12 protein-coding genes are annotated in these 24,000 nt (G+C 36.8%); 11 read left to right on the forward strand and 1 reads right to left on the reverse strand.

Going from position 1 to position 24,000, the window contains the following annotated elements:
* Positions 1 to 143 precede the first annotated feature (143 nt).
* The 11 genes from FLUTA_RS10300 (at position 144) to FLUTA_RS10350 (ending at position 21,255) form a co-directional block, all read left to right on the forward strand.
* Positions 144 to 1,262, forward strand: coding sequence for a DegT/DnrJ/EryC1/StrS family aminotransferase (locus FLUTA_RS10300; RefSeq protein WP_013686814.1), 1,119 nt, complete (start codon positions 144 to 146; stop codon positions 1,260 to 1,262).
* Positions 1,263 to 2,579 carry a UDP-glucose dehydrogenase family protein gene (locus tag FLUTA_RS10305; protein ID WP_013686815.1) on the forward strand — a complete coding sequence of 439 codons (1,317 nt, stop codon included), beginning with the start codon at positions 1,263 to 1,265 and terminating at the stop codon, positions 2,577 to 2,579. It abuts the gene before it with no gap.
* Between the two features lies 1 nt (position 2,580).
* Entirely contained in the window at positions 2,581 to 3,579 is a 999-nt protein-coding gene (locus FLUTA_RS10310) for a UDP-glucuronic acid decarboxylase family protein (protein ID WP_013686816.1), read from the forward strand.
* 9 nt (positions 3,580 to 3,588) lie between these two features.
* Entirely contained in the window at positions 3,589 to 4,164 is a 576-nt protein-coding gene (locus tag FLUTA_RS10315; protein ID WP_013686817.1) for an acyltransferase, read from the forward strand.
* 81 nt (positions 4,165 to 4,245) lie between these two features.
* Positions 4,246 to 5,286: a Gfo/Idh/MocA family protein gene (locus tag FLUTA_RS10320; RefSeq protein WP_013686818.1), complete on the forward strand. Its 1,041-nt coding sequence runs from the start codon at positions 4,246 to 4,248 to the stop codon at positions 5,284 to 5,286.
* Positions 5,264 to 6,565 carry a nucleotide sugar dehydrogenase gene (locus FLUTA_RS10325; RefSeq protein ID WP_013686819.1) on the forward strand — a complete coding sequence of 434 codons (1,302 nt, stop codon included), beginning with the start codon at positions 5,264 to 5,266 and terminating at the stop codon, positions 6,563 to 6,565. Before FLUTA_RS10320 ends, FLUTA_RS10325 begins: the two co-directional genes overlap by 23 nt.
* A gap of 439 nt (positions 6,566 to 7,004) precedes the next feature.
* On the forward strand, positions 7,005 to 10,520 hold the full coding sequence (locus tag FLUTA_RS10330) for a PKD domain-containing protein (protein WP_013686820.1): 3,516 nt from the start codon (positions 7,005 to 7,007) through the stop codon (positions 10,518 to 10,520).
* A 56-nt stretch (positions 10,521 to 10,576) separates the two neighbouring features.
* Positions 10,577 to 12,205 (forward strand): helix-turn-helix transcriptional regulator, encoded by a 1,629-nt coding sequence (locus tag FLUTA_RS10335; RefSeq protein WP_013686821.1) that lies wholly within the window; start codon positions 10,577 to 10,579, stop codon positions 12,203 to 12,205.
* Positions 12,206 to 12,339: 134 nt separating this feature from the next.
* Complete coding sequence (locus FLUTA_RS10340; RefSeq protein WP_013686822.1) at positions 12,340 to 15,420, forward strand: T9SS type A sorting domain-containing protein; 3,081 nt, start codon at positions 12,340 to 12,342, stop codon at positions 15,418 to 15,420.
* 497 nt (positions 15,421 to 15,917) lie between these two features.
* A complete protein-coding gene (locus FLUTA_RS10345) occupies positions 15,918 to 19,004 on the forward strand; it encodes a T9SS type A sorting domain-containing protein (protein WP_013686823.1) in 3,087 nt (1,028 codons plus the stop codon).
* Between the two features lie 73 nt (positions 19,005 to 19,077).
* Positions 19,078 to 21,255, forward strand: a complete 2,178-nt coding sequence (locus FLUTA_RS10350; protein WP_013686824.1) for a T9SS type B sorting domain-containing protein — start codon at positions 19,078 to 19,080, stop codon at positions 21,253 to 21,255.
* Between the two features lie 52 nt (positions 21,256 to 21,307).
* Here FLUTA_RS10350 and FLUTA_RS10355 read toward each other — a convergent pair whose 3' ends face one another.
* A complete protein-coding gene (locus tag FLUTA_RS10355) occupies positions 21,308 to 23,893 on the reverse strand; it encodes a SpoIIE family protein phosphatase (protein ID WP_013686825.1) in 2,586 nt (861 codons plus the stop codon).
* Positions 23,894 to 24,000: the final 107 nt, after the last annotated feature.

A 24,000-nucleotide genomic window follows, 5' to 3' on the forward strand; every position in this document is an offset into this window, starting at 1 on the left:
TTTAGTATTTCGAATGTGATAACTTTTTATTAGAGTATAAACTTAGAATTCATGTTTTCATCAATTCCCTTCTTTTATTAATTTTGTAGGAATAGAACAAAATTACTTATCAGACATATATCGATCCTGTGAGAAAAATACAAATGGTAGATCTTGGCACTCAATACCAAGAAATCAAATCAGAAATTGAAACGGCAATTCAAGAAGTCTTGGATTCGTCCGTTTACATCGGAGGTTCAGTTGTGCAGCGTTTTCAGCAATCACTAGAAGCTTATTTAGGAGTGAAGCATGTGATTCCATGTGCGAATGGAACTGATGCACTTCAAATTGCGATGATGGCACTTGGTTTGAAGTCTGGAGATGAGGTAATAACTCCTTCTTTTACTTATATAGCAACAACTGAAGTAATCGCTTTACTTGGATTAACTCCTGTTTTTGTGGATGTTGATCCTAAAACTTTTTGTATCGATCCATCGAAGATTGAAGCTGCAATTACCTCTAAAACAAAAGCAATCGTCCCTGTTCATTTGTATGGTCAGGCGTGTGATATGGATGCGATTATGAAAATCGCAAAGCAGCATAATTTGTTCGTTATCGAAGATAACGCTCAGGGAATCGGATCAGATTATTATTCTGAAACGGGGGAAGTGAAAAAACTGGGAACGATTGGAACCATTGGATGTACTAGTTTCTTTCCATCGAAAAACTTGGGTTGTTATGGTGATGGAGGTGCTATTTTCACCAATGATGGTGAACTAGCAATTCAATTGAAAATGGCTGCAAATCATGGTCAAAAAGTAAAATATCAGCACGATGTAGTTGGTTGTAATTCGCGATTAGACGCAATTCAAGCAGCAATTTTAAATGTAAAACTTCCAAAACTGGATGAATATGTCGCTAAACGCATTGATGTAGCTGATTTTTACGATCGTGTTTTGGGAGTTTCAGATAAAATAGTTGTTCCATACAGAGATGGAAAATCAAAACATGTATTTCATCAATATACCGTTCAATTGAACGGGGTTAATCGGGATGCGCTACAAACTTATTTGGCAACAAAAGATATTCCATCGATGATTTACTATCCTGTTCCTGCTCACAAACAAGGAATGTTTAAATCATTCAATTTGGGTGAGTTAGATCTTCCTGTTACAGAATCATTAACGAAAAATGTGATATCATTCCCTATTCATACAGAAATGACAGAAGATCAACAAAGTTACATTTGTTCTGAAATTCTCAATTTCGTAAACGCAAACTAGATGAAGAAAATTGCCGTAGTTGGTACAGGATATGTTGGATTAGTAACTGGAACTTGTTTTGCTGAAACAGGAAATCAGGTTATTTGTGTGGATATAGACCGTCAAAAAGTGGAACGTATGCGTAATGGCGAGGTTCCGATTTACGAACCTCATTTGGATGTGCTTTTTGAACGGAATATAAAGGCTAATCGCTTGTCGTTTACAACAAATCTAGAAGAAGGAATAAAAGATGCTGAAATTATCTTTTTGGCTTTGCCAACCCCTCCGGGAGAAGATGGTTCGGCTGATTTGAGATATATCTTGGGAGTTGCCGATGATTTGGGTAAACTCTTAAAGGATTACAAAGTAATTGTCGATAAGAGTACTGTTCCTGTTGGAACTGCTGCAAAAGTTCAGGCTGCCATTGCAAAAAACGCACAGGTGGATTTCGATGTGGTTTCCAATCCGGAGTTTTTGCGTGAAGGTTTCGCAGTAGATGACTTTATGAAGCCAGATAGAGTGGTCCTTGGAACTTCTTCCGAACGTGCTGAACGAATCATGGAGCAGTTATACAAACCATTTGTTCGACAAGGAAATCCAATTCTATTCATGGATGAAAAGTCTGCTGAGTTGACCAAATATGCTGCCAATGCGTTTTTAGCTACAAAGATTACGTTCATGAATGAAATCGCTAATTTTTGCGAAATTGTGGGGGCTGATGTGGATAAAGTACGTATTGGAATTGGTTCTGATGAACGAATTGGTAAGCGCTTTTTGTTTCCAGGAATAGGTTACGGAGGTTCTTGTTTTCCGAAAGATGTTCAAGCATTGGTCAATTCAGGTTCTGAGAATAAGTTCTCCTTTGAAATTTTGAAAGCAGTAATAGAGGTCAATGAATCACAAAAAACGGTTCTTTTTCCAAAAATCGAAAATTTCTTCCGAGGTGATTTGAAGGGTAAAAAAATTGCACTTTGGGGTTTGGCATTTAAACCAGATACAGATGATATTCGCGAAGCACCAGCTTTGTATATGATTGAAGCTTTAACGAAAGCAGGAGCTCACATCACTGGGTATGATCCAGAAGCGATGGAGAATGTTCAGAAAGTAATCGGTGACCAAATTTCATACACAGACAATGAATACGACGCATTGAAAGATGCTGATGCTTTGCTGATTTGTACGGAATGGGGAGTTTTTAGAAACCCTGATTTTGATAGAATGAAGTTGTTGATGAAAGATTCGGTTATCTTCGATGGAAGAAACCTGTTCGAAATTTCAGAAATGAATAAAAAAGGGTTTTATTACAGCTCAATAGGCAGATCAATCGTTTCGAAATAACATGAGTACAGCAAGAAAACGCGTTTTAATTACTGGTGCAGCTGGATTTCTAGGCTCCCATTTGTGTGATCGTTTTGTGAAAGATGATTTTCATGTGATAGCGATGGATAATCTCATTACTGGACGATTAAAAAACATTGAACATTTGTTTCATCTGGAGAATTTTGAATTCTACAATCACGATGTAAGCAAGTTTATTCACGTTGGTGGAGATTTGGATTATATCCTGCATTTTGCATCGCCAGCAAGTCCAATTGATTATTTAAAGATTCCCATTCAAACCTTGAAAGTAGGTTCTTTGGGAATTCACAACTGTTTAGGATTGGCTCGTGTAAAAAATGCACGGGTATTGATTGCGAGTACTTCGGAAATTTATGGCGATCCAACGGTTCATCCGCAAACGGAAGAATATTGGGGAAATGTAAATCCTGTTGGTCCAAGAGGGGTTTACGATGAAGCAAAACGTTTTCAAGAAGCAATTACGATGGCATACCACACCTTTCACGGAATTGAAACACGAATCGTTCGCATTTTCAATACCTATGGACCACGTATGCGCTTGAATGATGGCCGTGTTTTGCCTGCGTTTATTGGCCAAGCTTTACGTGGAGAAGATTTAACGGTATTTGGAGATGGTTCTCAAACGCGTTCTTTTTGTTACGTCGATGATTTAGTGGAAGGAATTGTGCGCTTATTGAATAGCGATTGTTCGGATCCAATCAATATTGGAAATCCAGATGAGATTACCATTAGTCAGTTTGCAGAAGAAATCATCAAATTGACAGGTACAACTCAGAAAGTCGTTTACAAAGACTTGCCAGTCGATGATCCAAAACAACGTCAACCAGATATTACCAAAGCAAGAGCTCTTTTGAATTGGGAGCCGAAAATTGATCGCGCAGAAGGTTTAAAGAGAACTTACGCATACTTTAAAAGTTTAACCAAAGAAGAATTGTACCAATCAGATCACATTGATTTTGAGAAGTACATTGTTCGATAATTCAACAAAATGACAACATATTTTGCGCACGAAACAGCTGTTGTTGATGCTGGTTGCACCATTGGTGAGGGAACCAAAATTTGGCATTTTTCACACATTATGCCCAATTGTACGATTGGTGAGAGATGTAATATCGGACAAAATGTAGTTGTTTCTCCCGAAGTTATTTTAGGAAACAATGTAAAGATTCAAAACAACGTATCGATTTATACGGGAGTTATCTGTGAAGACGATGTGTTTTTGGGACCTTCTATGGTTTTTACCAATGTAATGAATCCACGTTCGGCAGTGAATCGCAGAGATCAATATTCCAAAACAGTTGTCCGAAAAGGAGCATCCATTGGTGCAAATGCAACAATTGTTTGCGGAAATGATATTGGCGAATACGCATTTATCGGAGCAGGATCTGTGGTTACGAAAGAAGTTCCAGCTTATGCATTGGTTGTAGGTAATCCAGCGCGAAAAATCGGTTGGATGAGTGCTTTTGGACACCGCTTAACTTTTGATGAGAAAGGATTTGCGACATGTCCGGAAAGCAATGAAAGGTATCAGCTTACCAACAATCTAGTTAAAGCCCTTAAATAAGGCTTGTTGGAGGAGCAAATTTAATTACTTTTGCGCCTCAAATCGAGACAAAATAGATTTGTGCTTTTCAATCAAAAGATTATGATACCAGAAGATCAAAAAGTGAAGTTTGCCATTCTTGGAGCAGGCCACATCGGCAAAAGACATGCAGAAATGGTTAATAGAGACCCAGAAGCAGAGCTAGTTGCGATGATTGATGTGCGCACAATGGAAGAATGTGCGGCTGAAAGTTACCAAGTTCCTTTTTTCAAAACGGTTGATGAACTTTTAGCTTCAGGTATCGAATTTGATGTTTTGAACGTTTGTACTCCAAATGGACTGCATGCGGATCAATCTTTAATAGGATTGGAAAATAAAAAACACGTGGTAGTTGAAAAACCAATGGGTTTGACAAAAGATCAGTGTGAAAAAGTAATCTTTAAATCGCTACAACAATCCAAACATGTTTTCTGTGTGATGCAAAACCGTTATTCTCCTCCAAGTGAATGGATTAAGGATTTGGTAGAACGAAAAGTGTTGGGAGATATTTTCATGGTTCAATTGAACTGTTATTGGAACCGTGATGAGCGTTACTACAAGGCTGGCGGCTGGAAAGGAACCAAGGATTTAGATGGAGGAACATTGTTTACACAGTTTTCCCACTTCATCGACATCATGTACTGGTTGTTTGGAGATATCGATAATATTCAAGGGAAATTTGCAGATTTTACGCATAAAGATTCAACTGCTTTTGAAGATTCGGGTTTTGTTAGCTTCGATTTTATCAATGGTGGAATGGGAAGTATTAATTACTCCACTTCAGTTGCAGATCGAAATTTGGAAAGTTCTATGACCATTGTTGGCCGAAATGGAAGTGTGAAAATTGGTGGGCAATACATGAATGAAGTAGAGGTTTGTAATATTCCAGGATATGAGATGCCAGAATTAGCTCCAACAAATCCAGGGAATGATTATGGAGCTTACAAAGGTTCGGCGGCAAATCACCACTTCGTGATTACGAATGTTATCGACACATTAAAAGGAAGAACTTCTGCCACAACCAATGCTCTAGAAGGATTGAAAGTGGTAGAAATTATTGAACGCATTTATAAAGTAAGAAATGAGCAACTCAATCTACAATAAATTAATCGCCAAAGAAGCAAAACTAGCCGTTATTGGATTAGGTTATGTCGGCTTGCCGATTGCTTTGGAATTTGCAAAGAAAATCAAAGTTGTAGGGTTTGATATCAATCAAGCACGTGTTGATTTAATGCGCAATAAGAAAGATCCAAGCAACGAGTTAGATGCTACTGCTTTTGAAAATTGTGATATTCATTTCACCGCCGATTTGGAAGATTTAAAAGACGTTCAGTTTTTTATTGTAGCCGTTCCAACTCCTATTGACGATGCCAATTTGCCCGACTTAAAACCCTTGCTGGGTGCATCAAGAAGTGTTGCTCAAGCACTTAAAAAAGGCGATTACGTTGTTTTCGAATCTACAGTTTATCCAGGTTGTACTGAAGAAGATTGCATTCCAGTTTTGGAAGAACTTTCAGGATTAACATTCATGGAAGATTTCAAAGTAGGTTATTCACCAGAGCGTATCAATCCAGGAGACAAAGAACACACGCTTCAAAATGTGGTGAAAGTTGTTTCTGGTTGTGGTGCAGAATCACTTGAGGAAATTGCAAAAACCTATGAATTAGTAGTTGATGCGGGCGTTCATCGGGCGGCTTCAATCAAAGTTGCTGAAGCTGCTAAGATTATTGAAAATACGCAACGTGACGTAAATATTGCCTTGATCAATGAATTATCAATCATCTTTAACCGCTTGGGAATAAATACCTATGATGTGCTTGAAGCTGCTGGTACAAAATGGAATTTCTTGCGTTTTTCACCCGGTTTAGTCGGTGGACACTGCATTGGTGTTGATCCGTATTATTTGACACACAAAGCTCAACAAGCAGGATATCACGCAAAAATCATTAACAGTGGTCGTTATGTGAATGATTCAATGGGATTCTACATTGGAAAGCAAACCACCAAAAAAATAATTGCTCAAGGAAAACACATTCAAGATGCGAAGGTTTTGGTCATGGGAGCAACCTTTAAAGAAGATGTGTCCGATATTCGAAATTCCAAAGTGATTGATGTAGTGAATGAATTAAAATCATTCCAAGTAAAAGTAGATTTAGTGGACCCACACGCGTCTTCTGAGGAAATGGAACACGAATACGGCGTTTCATTGGTGGAAATTGGAAAAGATTACGATGCAATTATCGTAGCTGTAAATCACAGAGATTATAAAAACCTAGATGAAACCTACTTCAAGTCTTTGATGAAAGATGGCCAAGGAGTTTTTGTAGATATTAAAGGAATTTATAAAGGAAAAATTAATGATTTAGAATACTGGAGTTTGTAATAACCTCTGGTTTTAAAAAAATCGAAACTAGCGTGAGCTATAAGCTCGTGCTAAATGATTTCTTCACAGGACATAGAATTTTCCTGATTAGATTGTTATGTCTGTAATTGATCTTTTGTTCAACAACCCAAGTACTAAAAATTCAATTGGTTTATGATTCTGTTACCAAAGCTTTTATTGGTTGACATTTCTAGCTTTCGCTCTACTAAAATAAGGTTGCTTCATACGTTAATGAATTCATAACCCCAAATACCAAATTTTTAACACAATCAATACAACTGTTTAACGATTGGCGCAAATTTGGAAAAATAACCATGCTTTTTGTTGAAATAGAAACAAATTGTTCATTAAAACGCATTTTGTCCCGCTTTTGTCCCAATACAATCAAGCAACCTTCCCTTACATTTGAAGTTTATCTATCATATAGAAGAAAATTACAATGATATTCAAAAGTCTCTCAAAATCAATTCAGATACTGTCTGTTACGCTATTAATCAGTTCAAATGCTTTTTCGCAATGCAATTGGACATCTGTATTTTTTGACTCATTTGAGTACACAACTCCAATTCCTCACATTGTACCGGGATCAACGTATCAAAACGATCCTCAAACCTATGCTGGTGTTGTTCGAACTGGCAGCAGGGGAATGTATTTGAATATTACCGATGGTTATATAGGCGCGATGTACATACAGCCATTTACTGATTTATGCTTAAGTCAGTCGTATCGCTTTAGTTTTTCTACAAGAGATGCTTGGACGAGTACAAATAATCTGACAATCAATGTGAAGGATGCAAATGGCGTAACATTGGTTTCTCAGACTGTAAATAATACAAGCGTCTGGAATGATGTGACGATGGTTGCCTTTATTCCAACTACAACAACCGTTACTTTTGAAATAATCACAAATATTGCTGGTGGACCTGGAAATGATGCGGGGTTTGACGATTTACGTTTATCTCAATGTGCTCCACTTCCAATTTTAAGAACTTTGTCAGCATGTGCTGGAACAGGAACTACCAATTTATATTCTACTGTTAACACGGTATTATCTCAAGCTGGGGTTTGGACAGGACCCTCTGCGTTAACAAACGGTTATCAAGGTACTTTTACTTCTGGTGTGAATACAAATGGGGTATATAATTACACGATTGATGGCCCAGTTGGTTGTATGGATTCAGTTGCTAACGTTACGGTTTCTCTTACAACAACTCCAACATTGAATCCAATTGCGAATGTGCAAGCATGTTCGTCATACATTTTGCCAGCGATTACGGGAACTGTTTTATCTGGTAATGAAAAATATTATACAGGCCCAGGAGGAACAGGAACGACTCTTAATGCAGGACAAACAATTACAACAAGTCAAACGCTTTATGCATTTGGTGGAGCTACTGGCTGTTCTGATGAAGAAATGTTTACGGTTACAATTACTCAACCAGTATCCGCTGGATTTGACAATGGTGCTTATTATTGTGGATCTGGTCCAGTGATTACCATGTCGTCATTCTTGTCTGTTGGATCAACACCATCTGGAACTTGGTTAGAAACAACAACTCCAGCATCTGGAAATTTTAATCCTGGTACATCAACATTTAACACGAACGGACTTGCTCAAGGAAATTATACGTTTACCTATACTGTAGTTGGTTCAGGTGGTTGTGCAAACGATGTTGCTAATTTCTCGATTGCTATTGGGAATATCAATTCTGTTAACATTGGTCCAGATACTACGCTTTGCACCAATCAAACAATTACATTGAATGCTGCGACTAGCGGTACGTATGATACTTACAAATGGAACAACAATTCCACTAGCTCCACTCGGTTTGTTACAGGACCCGGAACGTATAGTGTAAGAGCAGGAAAACTAGGAAATAATCAAATTGTGAATGGTGATTTTGAATCTGGGAATACTGGATTTACTACAGCTTATAATTTGGGAACAGGTGGAACTTGGGGATTGCTTTCGTTACCAAGTACTTATGCAATAGGCACTAATCCAAATGCAGCCCATGATAATTTCTTTACGTGTACAGATCATTCTGCCGCTCCTGGAACTCAAATGATGATTGTAAATGGTGCAGCTACTCCTGGAGTGAATGTTTGGTGTCAAACTGTTCCTGTGCAGGCAAATACAGATTATCAATTTGGTTCATGGGTTTCAAATGCGTTGAATGAAGTAAACGTGGCTCAGTTGCAATTTTCAATCAATGGAAGCTCAATTGGACCTGTGTTTTCTACTTCTACAGTGGGGTGTACTTGGCAACAATATTTCCAAGTTTGGAATTCTGGACTAAATAATTCAGCACTGATTTGTATTAACAATCAGAATACTGGTGGTGGTGGAAACGACTTTTTGTTGGACGATATTACCTTCAGACCAATTTGTTATTCTTACGATACAGTAGTTGTTTCTTACAGTACATTTCCTGTTGTGAATTTGGGGCCAGATACAACACTTTGTGAAGGCTCTAATCTTCTTTTGGATGCATTGAATCCTGGAGGAACGTACTTGTGGAATGATGGAACAACCAATCAAACATTGAATGTAACGGCAGCAGGAACTTATGAAGTAACGGTGAAAAATGCAGCACAATGTGCAAAAACAGATCAAATAATGGTTTCTTTTGAGGCACAAAAACATGCAGGTTTAGATAGTCTTGCGGTTTGGTGTGAAACGAATGGAGCGGTTGATCTTTCCGATTTGTTATCTACTGGCGCTACTGCTGGCGGAACTTGGGAAGATCCAGCAAATACCTTGGGAGCGAATTTAACGGTGGGTGGACAGCTTACAATCAACGGTCTTCAAGGTTCTAATGTAGCGGAGTATGTTGTTCACGGTACATTTTGTCTGAACGATACAAGTCATTTTCAAATTACGGTGAATAGTCAACCGATTTCTGCGAATCCAACCAATTTACATGTATGTAATACTGCTGGTTCAACGGTTGATCTGGATCAATACACAACAGGTTCTTTCCAAACCTTGCTTCCTTATTGGACAGAAACATCTACTTCTCCAACAAACCAATTTGATGCTTCAACAGGAGTTCTTGATTTATCTCTTTTACCTAATGGAGATTATGATTTCTCTTATGTGTTACCAGCAGATACGATGTGTGTCAATGATACCGTTAAGGTCACTATTCAGGTTACTGAGAATCCAATTATTGCCTTTTCATCGGATGTAATAAAAGGCTGTTTTCCACTAGATGTTCAATTTATCAATGAAAGCAGTGCGAATCAGAATTCAATCGTAGAATGGAATTTGGGTGATGGAACAACTTCTTCTAGTAATTCAATTGTAAATCATCAATATACAGGAATTGATTGTTTTGATGTGACCTTGACAATAACGGCAGATAATTTGTGTACTACTTCCAGAACGATTTCAGATATGATTTGCGTGGATCCGTTGCCGATTGCTAGTTTCAATGTCAATCCACAACAAGCATTTTCGATAGATCCAACGGTTCATTTTGATAATACATCCATTAATAATGATCAAAATATCTGGAATTTTGACGACGGTTCAGGTTCTCAGGAAGAGAATCCAACGCATCAATTTCCAATCGGACTAGTAGGAAATTACAACGTTGAGTTAATTGTGATTTCAGATCAAGGTTGTAGAGACACAACTTATCGAATTGTGGTTGTTAAGGATCAATTGATATTCTATGTTCCGAACTCATTCACTCCAGATGGTGATCAACATAATAATGTGTTTTTACCAATTATGACTGCAGGGTTTTCTCCAGCGACGTATGAATTCTATGTCTATAATCGTTGGGGAGAATTGATTTTTGAATCGAAAGATACCGCAAGTGGTTGGGATGGAACCTACAAAGGGGCAATGGTTCAATCTGGTTTATACACTTGGGTGATTCGATTCAAGGATGATGATAACGATGAAAAATACGAATATAAAGGCCATATAAATTTGATGAGATAAGAATTTTTTCTTTCGAATGGAATTAGCTTATATTTGAGCGAAGAAAAACTACAACCTTGAAGAATTATAGCGTTAGTTTCATTGTATTCATTTTTACCTGTTTTTCAGTTTCTTTCAGCTTTGGAGCTAAGATGACTGCAGTTCAGGGAGTTGCAAAAATTGTTTCTGAGAATAAAAATCGAGGAACTTCATTTATTCGGCTCTTCGAAAATTACCACAGAGAAGATTTTAGTTCTAATACGGAATGGAAGTCTTTTTTAAAGAAACTTTGTAAAGAAGAAAGAGCCATTTCTAGAAGTGATTATCCTGAGTTGTGTTTTACGATTGGTCAATGGTTCTGTGATGGGCAAAATTATCAGGAAGCATATTATTTTTTGTACATTACACTCAAGGAAGAAGAGGATGTTTACAATTCCCGGAAACCTTACTTAGCTAATTTTCATGAAACATTAGGTCAATTGTACTATTTTTTCAGAAGATTTGATTTATCTGAAAATCATTTGAAAATTGCGCTGCATCACCCACATATTTCTGAAACGAGTAAAATCAAAATTTACAATACCCTCAGTCTTATTTATAGAGAAAAATTAGAAAATTCTACTTCTGAATGGTATCTCCAAAAGGCCTACAATCAGGCGGTAAAATTAAAAGATGAAGCTTGGACAGGTATTTTGTCTGGTAATTTAGGTTATATCGCAATGACCAAGCATGAAAATGACCAAGCAAGAAAACTAGTTGAGTTTGACTACCAAGTCAGTGCGAAAGGCAATCAGCGAAGCAGCCAAATTAATGCATTGGCATTGTTAATCGAATTGGATTTAGAAGAGAATAAAATCGAGCAATCGGCAGAAAAAATGAAAATTTTTGACAGTTTAATGCGCGGTGAAAAAAATCCATTGTTACTCGCTTCACAATACAGAACAAAGTATACGTATTACGAGAAACTAAATCAAGACAAATTAGCATTGATAAACTACAAAAAATATATTTCTTATAAAGAGATTAACAATGAAAACAGTCGGTTTGTAAACATTAAAAATGCCGAGTTTCAAATTGAATTCGAGAAAAAACAAGGAGAGAATATTATTTATAAAGAGAAGAAGAAGAAAGATGATTTGATTATTATTGGGCTTTTTGTAATCTGTCTCATTGTAGGTCTGACGAGTTATGTTATCATTAAACAAATACAACTTAAGAGATCTCAAGACAAGGAATTATTCACTTTGCGTTCTCAGAAAATAGAAGATGAATTGCATGCGACAGAACGAGAAATGCGCACTTTACTTTCAACGATGTTTGACAAGAATAAAGAGATTTTTGATTTACAGGAGCAAGTGGAGTCTTTTGAGAAAAGTCAATTTACCAAATCTGATCAAGAAAAAGAAACAATGCTGAATGATTTGCAATCGTTTTCACTATTGACAGAGAATGATTGGATTGAATTTAAGAGACTGTTTGAAAAGTTGAATCCTGGTTTTTTCGACTTCTTTCATGAAAAATATCCTGAAATTACATCCGCTGAGATTCGATTGGCAGCTTTAATTAAGCTAAATCTGTCCAATTTGGAAATGTCGAGAACCCTTGCGATTTCACCCGATTCAGTTCGCAAGACGAATTTGCGTTTACGTAAGAAATTAAATATTGAGTCTTTGGATGATTTGAATCGATTTATCAAATCGATTTAGTGATTTTTTCATTCGAAACAAGCATTCACGTGTTAAGAATTTAATAATTGAGTATTTGTCCTGCTTTTGTCTCACTAATCATTTAGTAAAACATTCTAGTTCTTCATAAGTTAGCTCAATATTAAACTTATATTATGAAGAAACTCACAACTTTTAACTTTCTGAATCGAAAGGCTTCAAAAAATCTCGCGTTGGGAATTTTGATGTCAATGGGTTCTTTACTTTCCTTTGCACAGACAATAACAACGACGGTTGCAACTGGAACAACCACTCAAGGAAATGTTCCTATTTATGGTTATTTTGGATACACTTATTCACAACAAATCTATTTAGCGACTGATTTTGACGCAGCAGTTGTTGGTCAATTGAATGCTATTACGAAAATTCGTTTTTTTAATGCATCTGGCTCCCTTACAAATGCTAATTCTTGGACTGTATTTTTAGGAGCTACTTCTCAAACTAGTTTTACATCGACAACTAATTGGGTTCCATTAGCAAGTATGACTCAGGTTTATTCAGGTTCATTAACTGCACCTGCTGCAAATACTTGGATGGAGATTACACTTCAAACTCCATTTATTTGGGATGGTGTTAGTAACATCGTCGTTGCAGTAGATGAAAATACAACAGGATATTCCACAATTAACTGGAGGTCTCAAAGTACTGGTGCTGATAGATCAATGTATTATTACAGTGATAGCAATAACCCGAACCCAGCGTCTCCACCAACTGGATTAGGAAGATTCAATTATGTTCCTCAAGCTCAATTTGTTCACGAGATAGCTCCAGCTTGTTCAGCTACACCTACTCATGCAACAGCAGTATCTTCTGTTTCAACAGTTTGTGAAAATATACCAGTCAATTTATCCCTTACAGGGACAACTTTTGCAACTGGTCTTGGTTATCAATGGCAGTATAATGATGGTTCTGGTCCAGGATGGGTGAATTTTCCAACAGGAACTACGGCTGCTTTTTCAACACCATTGACGCAAACAGTGAATGTAAGAGCAATCACAACTTGTATTGCTACTAGCGCTGCAGATACTACAGATGATATTACAATTACTGTTAATGCAGCTCCTGTGTTGACTGTAAACACACCACAATCTGCTTATTGTGCAGGTGGGAATGTTCAATTAATTGTTGCTGATGTAGCTCCAACGACAACCTATACTTGGTTACCAGCAACTGGCTTGAATGTTGCAAACAACGATACGGTTTTAGCAAATCCAACAAATGCAACAACGTATACAGTAACAGGTTTGAATGCAGCTGGTTGTTCTTCAACAGCTACGGCATTGGTAACTCCTGTTTCTAAAGCAACTCGCACGGCATCTTATTCTCCGAATACTATATGTGCTCCAGGATCTCCTGTTACAATTACAGCTGCTGTAACTCCAACATTGATTAATGGTGGTTCTACTTGGGAATACAGATTCTTGGCTAGCAATGGTTCAGAATTACAAACTTGGAATTCTTCTAACACATACAATTTTATTCCTACTGCAGATAGTATCTACAAAATTTACTACCAAGTAAGAAGCAACGGATGTCCTGATTATGTTGATTCATTACCTATTTCTGTTATTGTAGGTTTTGGTGCTGATGTTGCAGTTGTTAATTATGATTGTAATAATTTAGGAGGAACAGTTTCTTTATCTAATACTTTTGACCCCACAGGAATTTCAGTATATTCAAATCCTTTTGCAAGTTCAGCGAATTTAACAAACGTTGCTTTATCAGGAAATGCGGCAATAACTGCTGGAAGATTGGTGTTAACGCCATCTGCTACAGGAAATACGGGTTCAGCAATTATCCCAAACACAGGTGTTTCATTGGGTGTTAATAATTCTTTTTCAATGAAGTTTAAGTTAACTGCAGATCTTCCAATTAACACGAATGGAACTGGTGGAGCTGATGGATTAACTTATTCATTCGGTGATGATGTGGTAAATACTGGAAATCAAAATGGAAGTGGTTCAAAATTCCGATTAATTTTTGATGCTTGTGATAATAGTTCAATCAATATGGCTGGTATCTATATTGTTTATGGAAATACAGGTGGAGTAAGTAGTACTTCAGTTACTCCTACTGCACCATCTACTCTGTTTTACAGCAATAACTTAACTGGATGGAAGTTAAAAACGGATGTTTTGGTTGAATTTAAAATTGATAATGCCGGAAAAGCGAGTCTTTTGTTAGATGGAGTTTCAATTTTCTCGAATATCCAAATGCCAGCAGCATACATGACTGCTAACACGAGTACTTGGAAACATGCTTTCAGCGCAACAACTGGTGGTGATGCTTTACGTCAAGCAATAACTGATTTATCTATTTTTACGGGTTCAGCTAAGTTTGCACTCGTTCCTACAACAGTTGCTCCAACAGTATGGGGGAATAATCTTGTTTACACAGGTGTTCAACCAGGAACTTATGATGTGTGGATGAGTAATGATGGAAATGCTTCATGTGCTAAAATGATCGAGACAATCGAAATGGTGAATACAAATCCATTGGTTTTGTTAGGTAACGATACAACAATCTGTGAAGGTGAATCAATCACTTTGGATGCAGGTAATGCTGGTTCGACGTATGTTTGGAGTAACTCTCAAGTAACTACTCAAACGAGAGTAATTTCTCAAGAAGGTCCTTACGTTGTAAATGTTACTGCTGCAAATGGATGTGTTGGAGTAGGTTCAATCAATATTGATGTGATGGATGCACCATCTGCTTCAACAATCTTTGTTCAGAACAACATGCCAACGTACACATTTACTGTTTTGAATCCACAAAACACGAACCAATATTCGTGGGATTTTGGTGACGGAACAACGGTTACAAATACGCCAGGAACAGTTTCTCATACGTATTTGACTGCTGGTCCAAGACAAGTATCTGTAACTTTAACAAATGAGTGTGGAACTGAAACAGTGGTTACGACAATTGTAGTGACAAGTACTGCTTCAGTTGGTGAAAACACCATTGAAGGATTGAGTGTCTATCCAAATCCTGCAACGGATATGGTAACAATTGCTTTGCCAAATACAATGGAAGCTTCTGTGAAAGTTTTTGATTTGAAAGGCGGATTGATTCAGTCTTTGGAAACAACAGGTGCTCAAACAGAAATTTCTGTGAGTAATTGGAATAAAGGAGTTTATTTCCTACATGTTCAAAACGATACAAAATTGAGTATTGTTAAATTGGTTATCCAATAAGTTTAATGATTTAGAAAGGATGTGGGTGAGAGTTTTCTCACCCACATTTTTTTTGCCTACTAATTTGAAAATCTGAACTAAGATCTTTTCTTCTTCAAGCCACTTAATAAAGTTCCGTGTTGTATGAATTATTACTAATAATTTAAGAATAAACTTCTTATTTAGTCATAATTCAGTTTGTTTAAAATGGTTTTATTTTGTGAAAATGTAGATTTTAGAAATAAATGAGAGTAAAAACGCGACGAAAAACGATTCGCAAAGAATCAATAGAAAATCAGCCTACCAAAATAGCCGTTTTAAAAATAGGATAGAATCCTTTAGATATCTATATTACAGGGGCTTTTGAAGTGAATTTTCAGTTGTAAACAGCACCTTTTATTCCGTATCAAAACGAGAATAGATTTTTTTTCAATTGTCCCTTTTTTGTCTCACTCAATTTTATGTTGAACCCCCTCAATTTCCATAAGTTAGCTAAAAATTAAACTTATTATAAACTTATGGCTAAACTAATTTTTAACAAAATGCGTAAACGAGTTTTGTTAAGCAAATACATTTCTGTTTTTGCACTGGGAATGGTTTCATTTTCCTCCTTTTCCCAAACAACGGTTACTGTTGGTACTGCAACAACAACAACTGATAATGCACCGGTAAGGGCACAAAGTAATTTTAGTTATTCTCAAAGTCTCTATATGGCTTCGGATCTTATTGCGGGTGGTGCAACAGGACCAGGATTAATTTCCAAGATTCGTTATTATTTGGGAACAGGATCGAATAATGCGAATTCAAATAATTGGACAGTATATCTTGGAAACACAAATAAAGTGGCTTTTACAACTACAACAGATTGGGTTCCTGGTTCTGGATTAACAAATTGTTTTACAGGTACGGTGACTTTTGCAGCAAACAGCTGGGTAGAAATTACATTAGCAACACCTTTTCAATGGAATGGAGTTGATAATATCGTAGTTGCTGTTGATGAGAACGCAACTGGAACAGGTGGAAATACTTTTTGGAGATATAGCGATCTAGGTGGTGCGAATCAAAGAACGATTTTCTACAATAATGCAACAACCAATCCAGATCCGGCTTCACCGCCAACTGCTACATCCCGTGGATCATGGACCCCAAACATTCAGTTTGTTTGGACATCTACTCCACCATGTGCTGGTACTCCTTCACACCGAACTGCAACGGTAAATGATGGTTCTATTTGTCCTGGACAAACGGTAAACTTCGGAATGACTGGTGCAATACCAGTAACAGGTTTAAGTTATGAGTGGGAATACAATGATGGAACGTCAGGATGGTTGGCTTATCCAAGTTCAAACGCGGCTACTTTTTCTACTATTCCTACAGAAACGATAAACGTGAGAGTTATTACAACATGTGATGCTACAGGTGATGAAGATATCTCTGACGATATTTCAGTAGTGATGAATCCACTTCCTTCATTGACTGTGAATTCTACAAATGTAGCTTATTGTGCTGGTGATAACGTACAACTTATCGTAGCTGACACAAGTAATCTAACGAATTTTACGTGGTTGCCAGTTTTAGGCTTGAATGTTGCCAATAACGATACGGTAGCTGCAAGTCCAGCAAACCCAACTTTATATACAGCTACTGGAACAAATTCACATGGTTGTACTTCAACTATTACAACAACAGTAACTCCTTTATCTAAAGCAACACGTACAGCGTCTTATTCTCCGGTTAGTATTTGTGAACCAGGATCTCCTGTTACAATTACAGCTGCAGTTGCTCCAGCATTGATTAATGGTGGTTCAACTTGGGAATACCGATTCGTAGCTAGTGATGGCTCAGTATTACAAGCTTGGAATTCTTCGAACACGTACAATTTTATTCCAGCTGCAGATAGTATTTATAAGATTTATTCTGATTTTAGGTCAAGTACTTGTCCGGATGCAATCGATTCAATTGAAACAGTTGTTGTAGTAGGATTTGGGTCAGATGTTTCCATTATTAACTATGATTGTAACAATTTAGGAGGAACAGTTTCTTTGAATAACCGATTTACTCAGGTAACTGAAAGTGTTGTTTATTCTAATCCATTGGCGGATGCTGCTACAGATTTGACAAATGTTTCTTTACAAGGAAATGCTTCAATTACTGGAGGTAGGGCAGTATTAACTCCTTCTGCAACAGGCAACAACGGATCAGTGATTTTTAATGACCCAAACTTTCATGCAGGAACGAATAATGCAATGTCTCTTTCTTTTAAAATGACTGCTGATTTACCAATTAATGTAAATGGTACAGGTGGGGCAGATGGTCTTACTTACTCTTTTGCAAATGATGTAGCGAATAATGGAAATCAAAATGGAAGTGGTTCTAAATTGAGATTAGTTTTTGATGCAGCTAGCAATAATACAAATGCTCCAGGAATTTATTTAGTATATGGTCATACAGGTGGTATTACAATTAACCAAATTATCCCTGTTGATGCTCCTACATTGTTCTACAGTAATAATACGAGCGCATGGAAAAATAAAACAGATGTACAAGTTGATTTTAAAATTGATGTTTTTGGAAAAGCGAGTTTAATCATTGATGGACTTACAATTTTTAGTAACATTCAAATGCCTCCAGCTTACGTGAATAGCAATACAGCTACTTGGAAACATGCATTTAGTGCTTCAACAGGAGGTGATGCTTTAAGACATGCGATTTCTAATTTGGTTGTTACAGCTCCAATATCACAAGTTGCTTTGGTTGCTACTAATGTTGCACCAACTGCATGGCAAACTGGTACTACATTTACAAATATTCAACCAGGAATGTATGATGTTTGGATGAGTAGTAATTCTTCCACGACTTGTGCGAAAAAAATCGAAACAATCGAGATTTTGAATACCAATCCATTGGTGGAACTTGGAAATGATACAACAATTTGTGAAGGCGAATCGATCACATTAAATGCAGGAAATACGGGTTCAACGTATGTTTGGAGTAATTCTCAATTGACAACTCAGACTAGAACGGTCACTCAAACTGGTTTATATGTTGTAAATGTAACTGCTGCTAACAGTTGTGTGGGTGTTGGTTCAATCAACGTTTCTGTAACTGGAGCGCCAACTGCTTCTACAATCTATGTTCAGAATAACATGCCAACGTATACATTCACTATTTTGAATCCACAAAATGCGGATGAATATTCGTGGGATTTTGGTGATGGAACAACACTTACAAATGCACCAGGAACGGTTTCTCATACCTATTTGACTGCTGGTCCAAGACAAGTGTCTGTGACTTTAACAAATGAGTGCGGAACTGAAACAGTGGTTACAACAATTGTCGTAACAAGTACAGCTTCAGTTGGTGAAAACACAATTGATGGATTGAATATATATCCAAATCCTGCAACAGATCTTGTTACAATCGCTTTGCCGAATACAATGCAAGCTACTGTAAAAGCATTTGATTTGAAAGGTACATTGATTCAAACTATTGAAACTTCAGCTTCTCAAACAGAATTATCTGTGAGAGATTGGAATAAAGGAGTTTACTTTTTACATGTTCAAAACGATACTAAATTGAGTATTGTTAAGTTGGTTATTCAATAATCAAATTTTATTCAAATGTGGGTAGGAGCTTCATCTTGCCCACATTTATTTACTTCCACATAATCTCCAAAAAATGAAGTTCTTATCACGATATTTATTCCTTCTATGCCTTATTTCCTCTAGCACTGTTGGATATTCTCAATGTAACTGGACCCAAGTCTATCACGAGTCCTACGAATATACGACTCCTATTACAGCACTTTTACCTGGAGTCACTTATCAAAACACACCTCAAACATACGCTGGTTGCGTCCGCACAGGAACTTACGGAATGTATATGAACATTGTAGACGGATATATCGGTTTACTTTATTCTCAACCATTCACAGATATTTGTGTGGGACAGCAATACCGTTTTTCTTTTTCTACACGCGATGCTTTTGTGAGTAATAATGACCTCACAATCCGTGTGAAAGACAATGGAGGAAATATACTTGCTACCCAAAATGTCATTAACGGAAGTACTTGGAACGATATCACGATGACTTCCTTTACTGCAACAACCAATTCAATTGTTTTTGAAATCAGTACAAACCTAGCTGGTACTGGAGGAAACGATGTGGGATTTGATGATTTGAAAATGTTTCAATGTGCACCAACTCCTCATAATTACTCAGTAACTCAATGCCTTTCTACACCTTCTGTAAATTTATTTAATACCATTGCAAGCCCAATATTGTCCTCGTCAGGAGTTTGGACTGGCCCAAGTGCTTTGACAAATAACCATTTAGGAACCTTTACATCAGGAACCAATACAAATGGACTTTATACATATACGGTTGATGGTGCACCTGGCTGTGCCGATTCCGTTGCAAATTTAAGTGTGGCGTTTATTCAAACTCCCACATTGAATCCAATTACAAATGTAGTTACCTGCTCTTCATATACGTTACCAGCAATTTCGGGGACATTGATGAGTGGTAATCAGAAATATTCTACTGGCCCAGGTGGAACGGGAACAATCTTAAATCCAGGTGCAATTATTTCAAATTCTCAAACGATTTATGTCTATGATGGGGCTGTGGGTTGTGATGATCAAGAATCGTTTACCATCACCTTTAATGCTCCACCAGTCATATCCGTTTCTGCAAATGACACTGTTTGTAATGGGCAAGCAGCTCAATTTACGGCATCTTCTGTAGCTCAAGGAATGAACTATGTTTGGACACCAGGGAATTTAACAGGAACATCAATTTCTGTTACACCAGCTAGCTCTACAGTTTATTCTGTAGTAGGAACAGATGTAAATGGATGTGTTTCGAATATTGTATCTACGGTGGCAATTGTTAGACCGAAGCCAACGGTTACATTGCAAATATCGACAGATTCTATCTGTATTGGTGATCAAGTTCAACTAATGGCTTCTTCATCCGTGAATGGAACAACTTATCAATGGAATGACGGAAGTACTCAAGCTGTTAGATTGGTTTCGCCAACTTTAACGAGCAATTATTCTGTAGTTGGAACCTCTCCAAATGGATGTACGGATGCTAAATCTGGATCTGTTTTGGTTGTTCCGGCCTTAGCTGTTTCTATTTCTGGTATCCCTACTTTTTGTAGTGGATCTTCCACAACACTTTCTGTATCTGGAAACACTCCTGGAATGACAACTGTTTGGACACCAACAGGAAGCACTAATTCTACTTTCACAGTAACCAATTCTACGGTTGGATGGATTTATGTAGAAGGTTCATTCTTTGGATGTCCAACCGCAAAAGATTCGATACTTACTAGTTTTTCTCCAAATCCGGTGATCACTGTACCAGCTGATTTTGAAGTTTGTCCAGGAACACCAGTCACTGCAACTGTAAGCTCTGATTTGCAAAATAGTACGTTTATTTGGATGCCAGGAGGTTTAACTGGCCCAACAAACACTTTGAATCCGGATAATTCGATGATGTATTATGTATATGCGCAAAATGGAAATTGTATCTCTGAAATCGATTCATTCTATGTAGATATGTCACTTGTTTGCAATATGGACGTTCCCAATATTTTTTCACCAAATAATGATCAAACGAATGATTATTTCTCGCTAGTGTCTTATTCTGGAATTACAAGTTTGAATGTTACAATCTCCAATCGTTGGGGAAATGTGATGGCTGAATTTGACAAACCAGATTTTAAATGGGATGGGAAAGATCAAGGAGGAAATGATGCAACAGAAGGAGTTTATTTTTACAACATCACTGCTAAAATGGGATCTGGTAAAGATTTTAATCAGCAAGGGTTTGTACATTTAATTCGATAAAACAAGAATGCCCCAAGAAAAAAGCGGATAACATTTATCCGCTTTTTTCATTTTATACAATTTCAATTCCCATGATACAGACATCATCTACCTGCTCGAAATCTGCTTTCCATTCCGCAAAGTAATTCTCCAGTTTTTTTCCCTGTTCTGAAATACTTAATTGATTGGTTTCAATCAGCATGTCTTTTAGATTTTTGGTCTTCAATTTCTTCCCCGAAACTCCTCCAAACTGATCGGCATAACCATCAGAGATGAAATACAGCTTATCTCCTGTTTCGAGTTGAATCGTATGAGTCGTAAAATCTTTTTTATTGTCGCTTAAACCAACAGGTTGTTTATCTGCTTTTATTTCGATTAATTCATTGTTGCGAATCATCCAAAAAGGATTATTGGCACCAGCCCACTGCATTGTTTTCGAATTAAAATCGATACAAGCTAAGGAAATATCCATTCCATCTTTCACTTTTTCATGAGCCGATTGAAAGGATTGTACCACTAACTGTGCTGATTTATCAAGTATTTTACCAGGATCAGTCAAATTAAATTCAACCACAGAACGTTTGATAGCAGAAGAACAAACCATAGAAACCAGTGCTCCTGGCACACCATGTCCAGTACAATCTGCTACAGCAACAATTCCTATCTTTCTGCCAGCCATTTCAATATTTTCGCACACATAAAAATCTCCAGCTACAATGTCTTTTGGTTTGTATAAAACGAAATTTTTTGGGAACAAATCATCAATCTCTGCTTGAGGTGGAAGAATGGTGTTTTGAAGCCGTTTTGCATAATTGATACTATCAATAATCTCATCATTCTTTTGTTGAACGATCATTTGTTGCAACTTAATCTCTTCATTTTTCTCAGTCAGTGCTAAATTGGCTACCTTTCGTTGTTTGTTGCTTCGAGCGATAAGAATGACCAAACCAAAAATGAGCACCAAAACGATAAGCATCCCGAAAATGATGAATGTATTTCGTTGATTGGTTGCTTTTTCGGAGATAATCTTGAGATTTGAAAGATTCAATTCCTTCTTATTAATACTCAATGAATCTTCAATTTGTTGGGTCTGAAATTCCTGTTTGAGAGAAAGGATTTTATCATTGAGACTCAGTGAGTTTATGGAGTCTTGTACGCGTTTGTAGTTGCTCAAATTTTCATAAGCCAATTTGTATTGTCCTAGTTTTCCATAGACATTGGCATAAAGTTCAAACCGATCTGCAAGATGCTGACCTGTGATATTTTTTATATCTTGGTATTTATCAGCTTCTTGATATGCTTTTAACGCTAAAGCATATTCTTTTCGATCATAGTAAACCACTCCCAAATTTTGATTATTTCCAACCATTACCTCAGGTTTTGGAGGTGTATGTGTTAATTCAGCTTCAATGGCTTTTCGAAAGTATTTTTCTGCGGGCACCAATTGATTCATTATTTTATAACGAACACCAATTTTATTGTATAAAGTAGCATTTTCACCGTCGTATTTCTTCTGAATTAATTCCTTTTCTAGATTTAATAGAATATTTAAACCCTCTTGACCAGCAACCATACTTGATTTTGCAAATACTGATGTAACATAGGTAAATGTATTGTTATTCCTAGATAATCCAATTGCCTTGTTAATTTCAGTTATAGCATGTGAGGTATCCTTTAATTGGAGGTAAATGTCAGCCATTTTTGCATGAGCAGAAGGGAGTAAGGTTTTATTGTTGGTCTTCTTGAAAAAGGCCATACTCGTTTTTAGGCTCTTTATGGCAGATTCAAAATCATTGAGTTTGATATAATCACCAACCTTGTTTTGAATGAGCGCATTGTATTTTAAGGTGTCTTTTAGCTTTAAATAGATTTCGCCAGCATCATCGTAGTATTTCATGGAAAGATCTGTTCTTCCATAATTAGTATAGGAAAGAGCTAAATTTTCCAGAATCATACCTTTTAATTGTAAGTCGATAGATCCATTAATTTTATCAGCTCGTTTGTATGCGCTAATTGCAGCTGCATTATTTCCTGTTCTGTAATTTATTACTCCAACATTCATCAATAAACCAGCTAAAGATGCAGTATCTCTTTTATCTGTAGCTTCTACACTTTTATTGAAGTAATAAAGGCACTTATCCGTGTTTCCCAAGTAATAATTACTCGTCCCTAAAGTCAGATACACATTTTTTAAGCGAATTCCGGGATATTTTTTGAAATTGTGAAGTTCTCTTTCATATGTTTGAATCACTTTGGCTTCATCATCCAATAAGTCGTAACTGTTTGCCAAAAAATGTTTCCCCAGAACACTGAGTACTTTTACGTCCTTGTTCTTTTCCACAAACTTCACCGCAAATGCCAAACGCTCTTCCGGAGAAAGTGCAGCGCTCTCAATTAATTGAACGATTTCCTGATGATTTCGATCCGTTTTTTTCTTGAGCTTCGATAAATAAGCATCGTACAACTTAGGTGTTGGCTCCTTTTTAAGAAATAGCGTATAGAAATATTCGTAAACTAATTTTTGATCTCCTGTTGCTTTTGCAATCTTCTGTGGAAATTCCTTTTTATTAACCTTTGTCATGTAACTTTCCTGAGAAATTCCAGAAAATGTCAAAAAGGATAGAATAGTGATCAGTGATAATCGTGATAGTATTTTCATGGTGCGCAATAATTTTCGATGCTAAAAGTAGTCAAATCAACGATTTAAAAAACGATTTAGTTCAAATTAAACCTGAAAAAAACCAGTTTATGCTATTCCAATTGGTA

The organism is Fluviicola taffensis DSM 16823 (assembly GCF_000194605.1).
Taxonomy (GTDB): Bacteria; Bacteroidota; Bacteroidia; order Flavobacteriales_D; family Crocinitomicaceae; genus Fluviicola; species Fluviicola taffensis.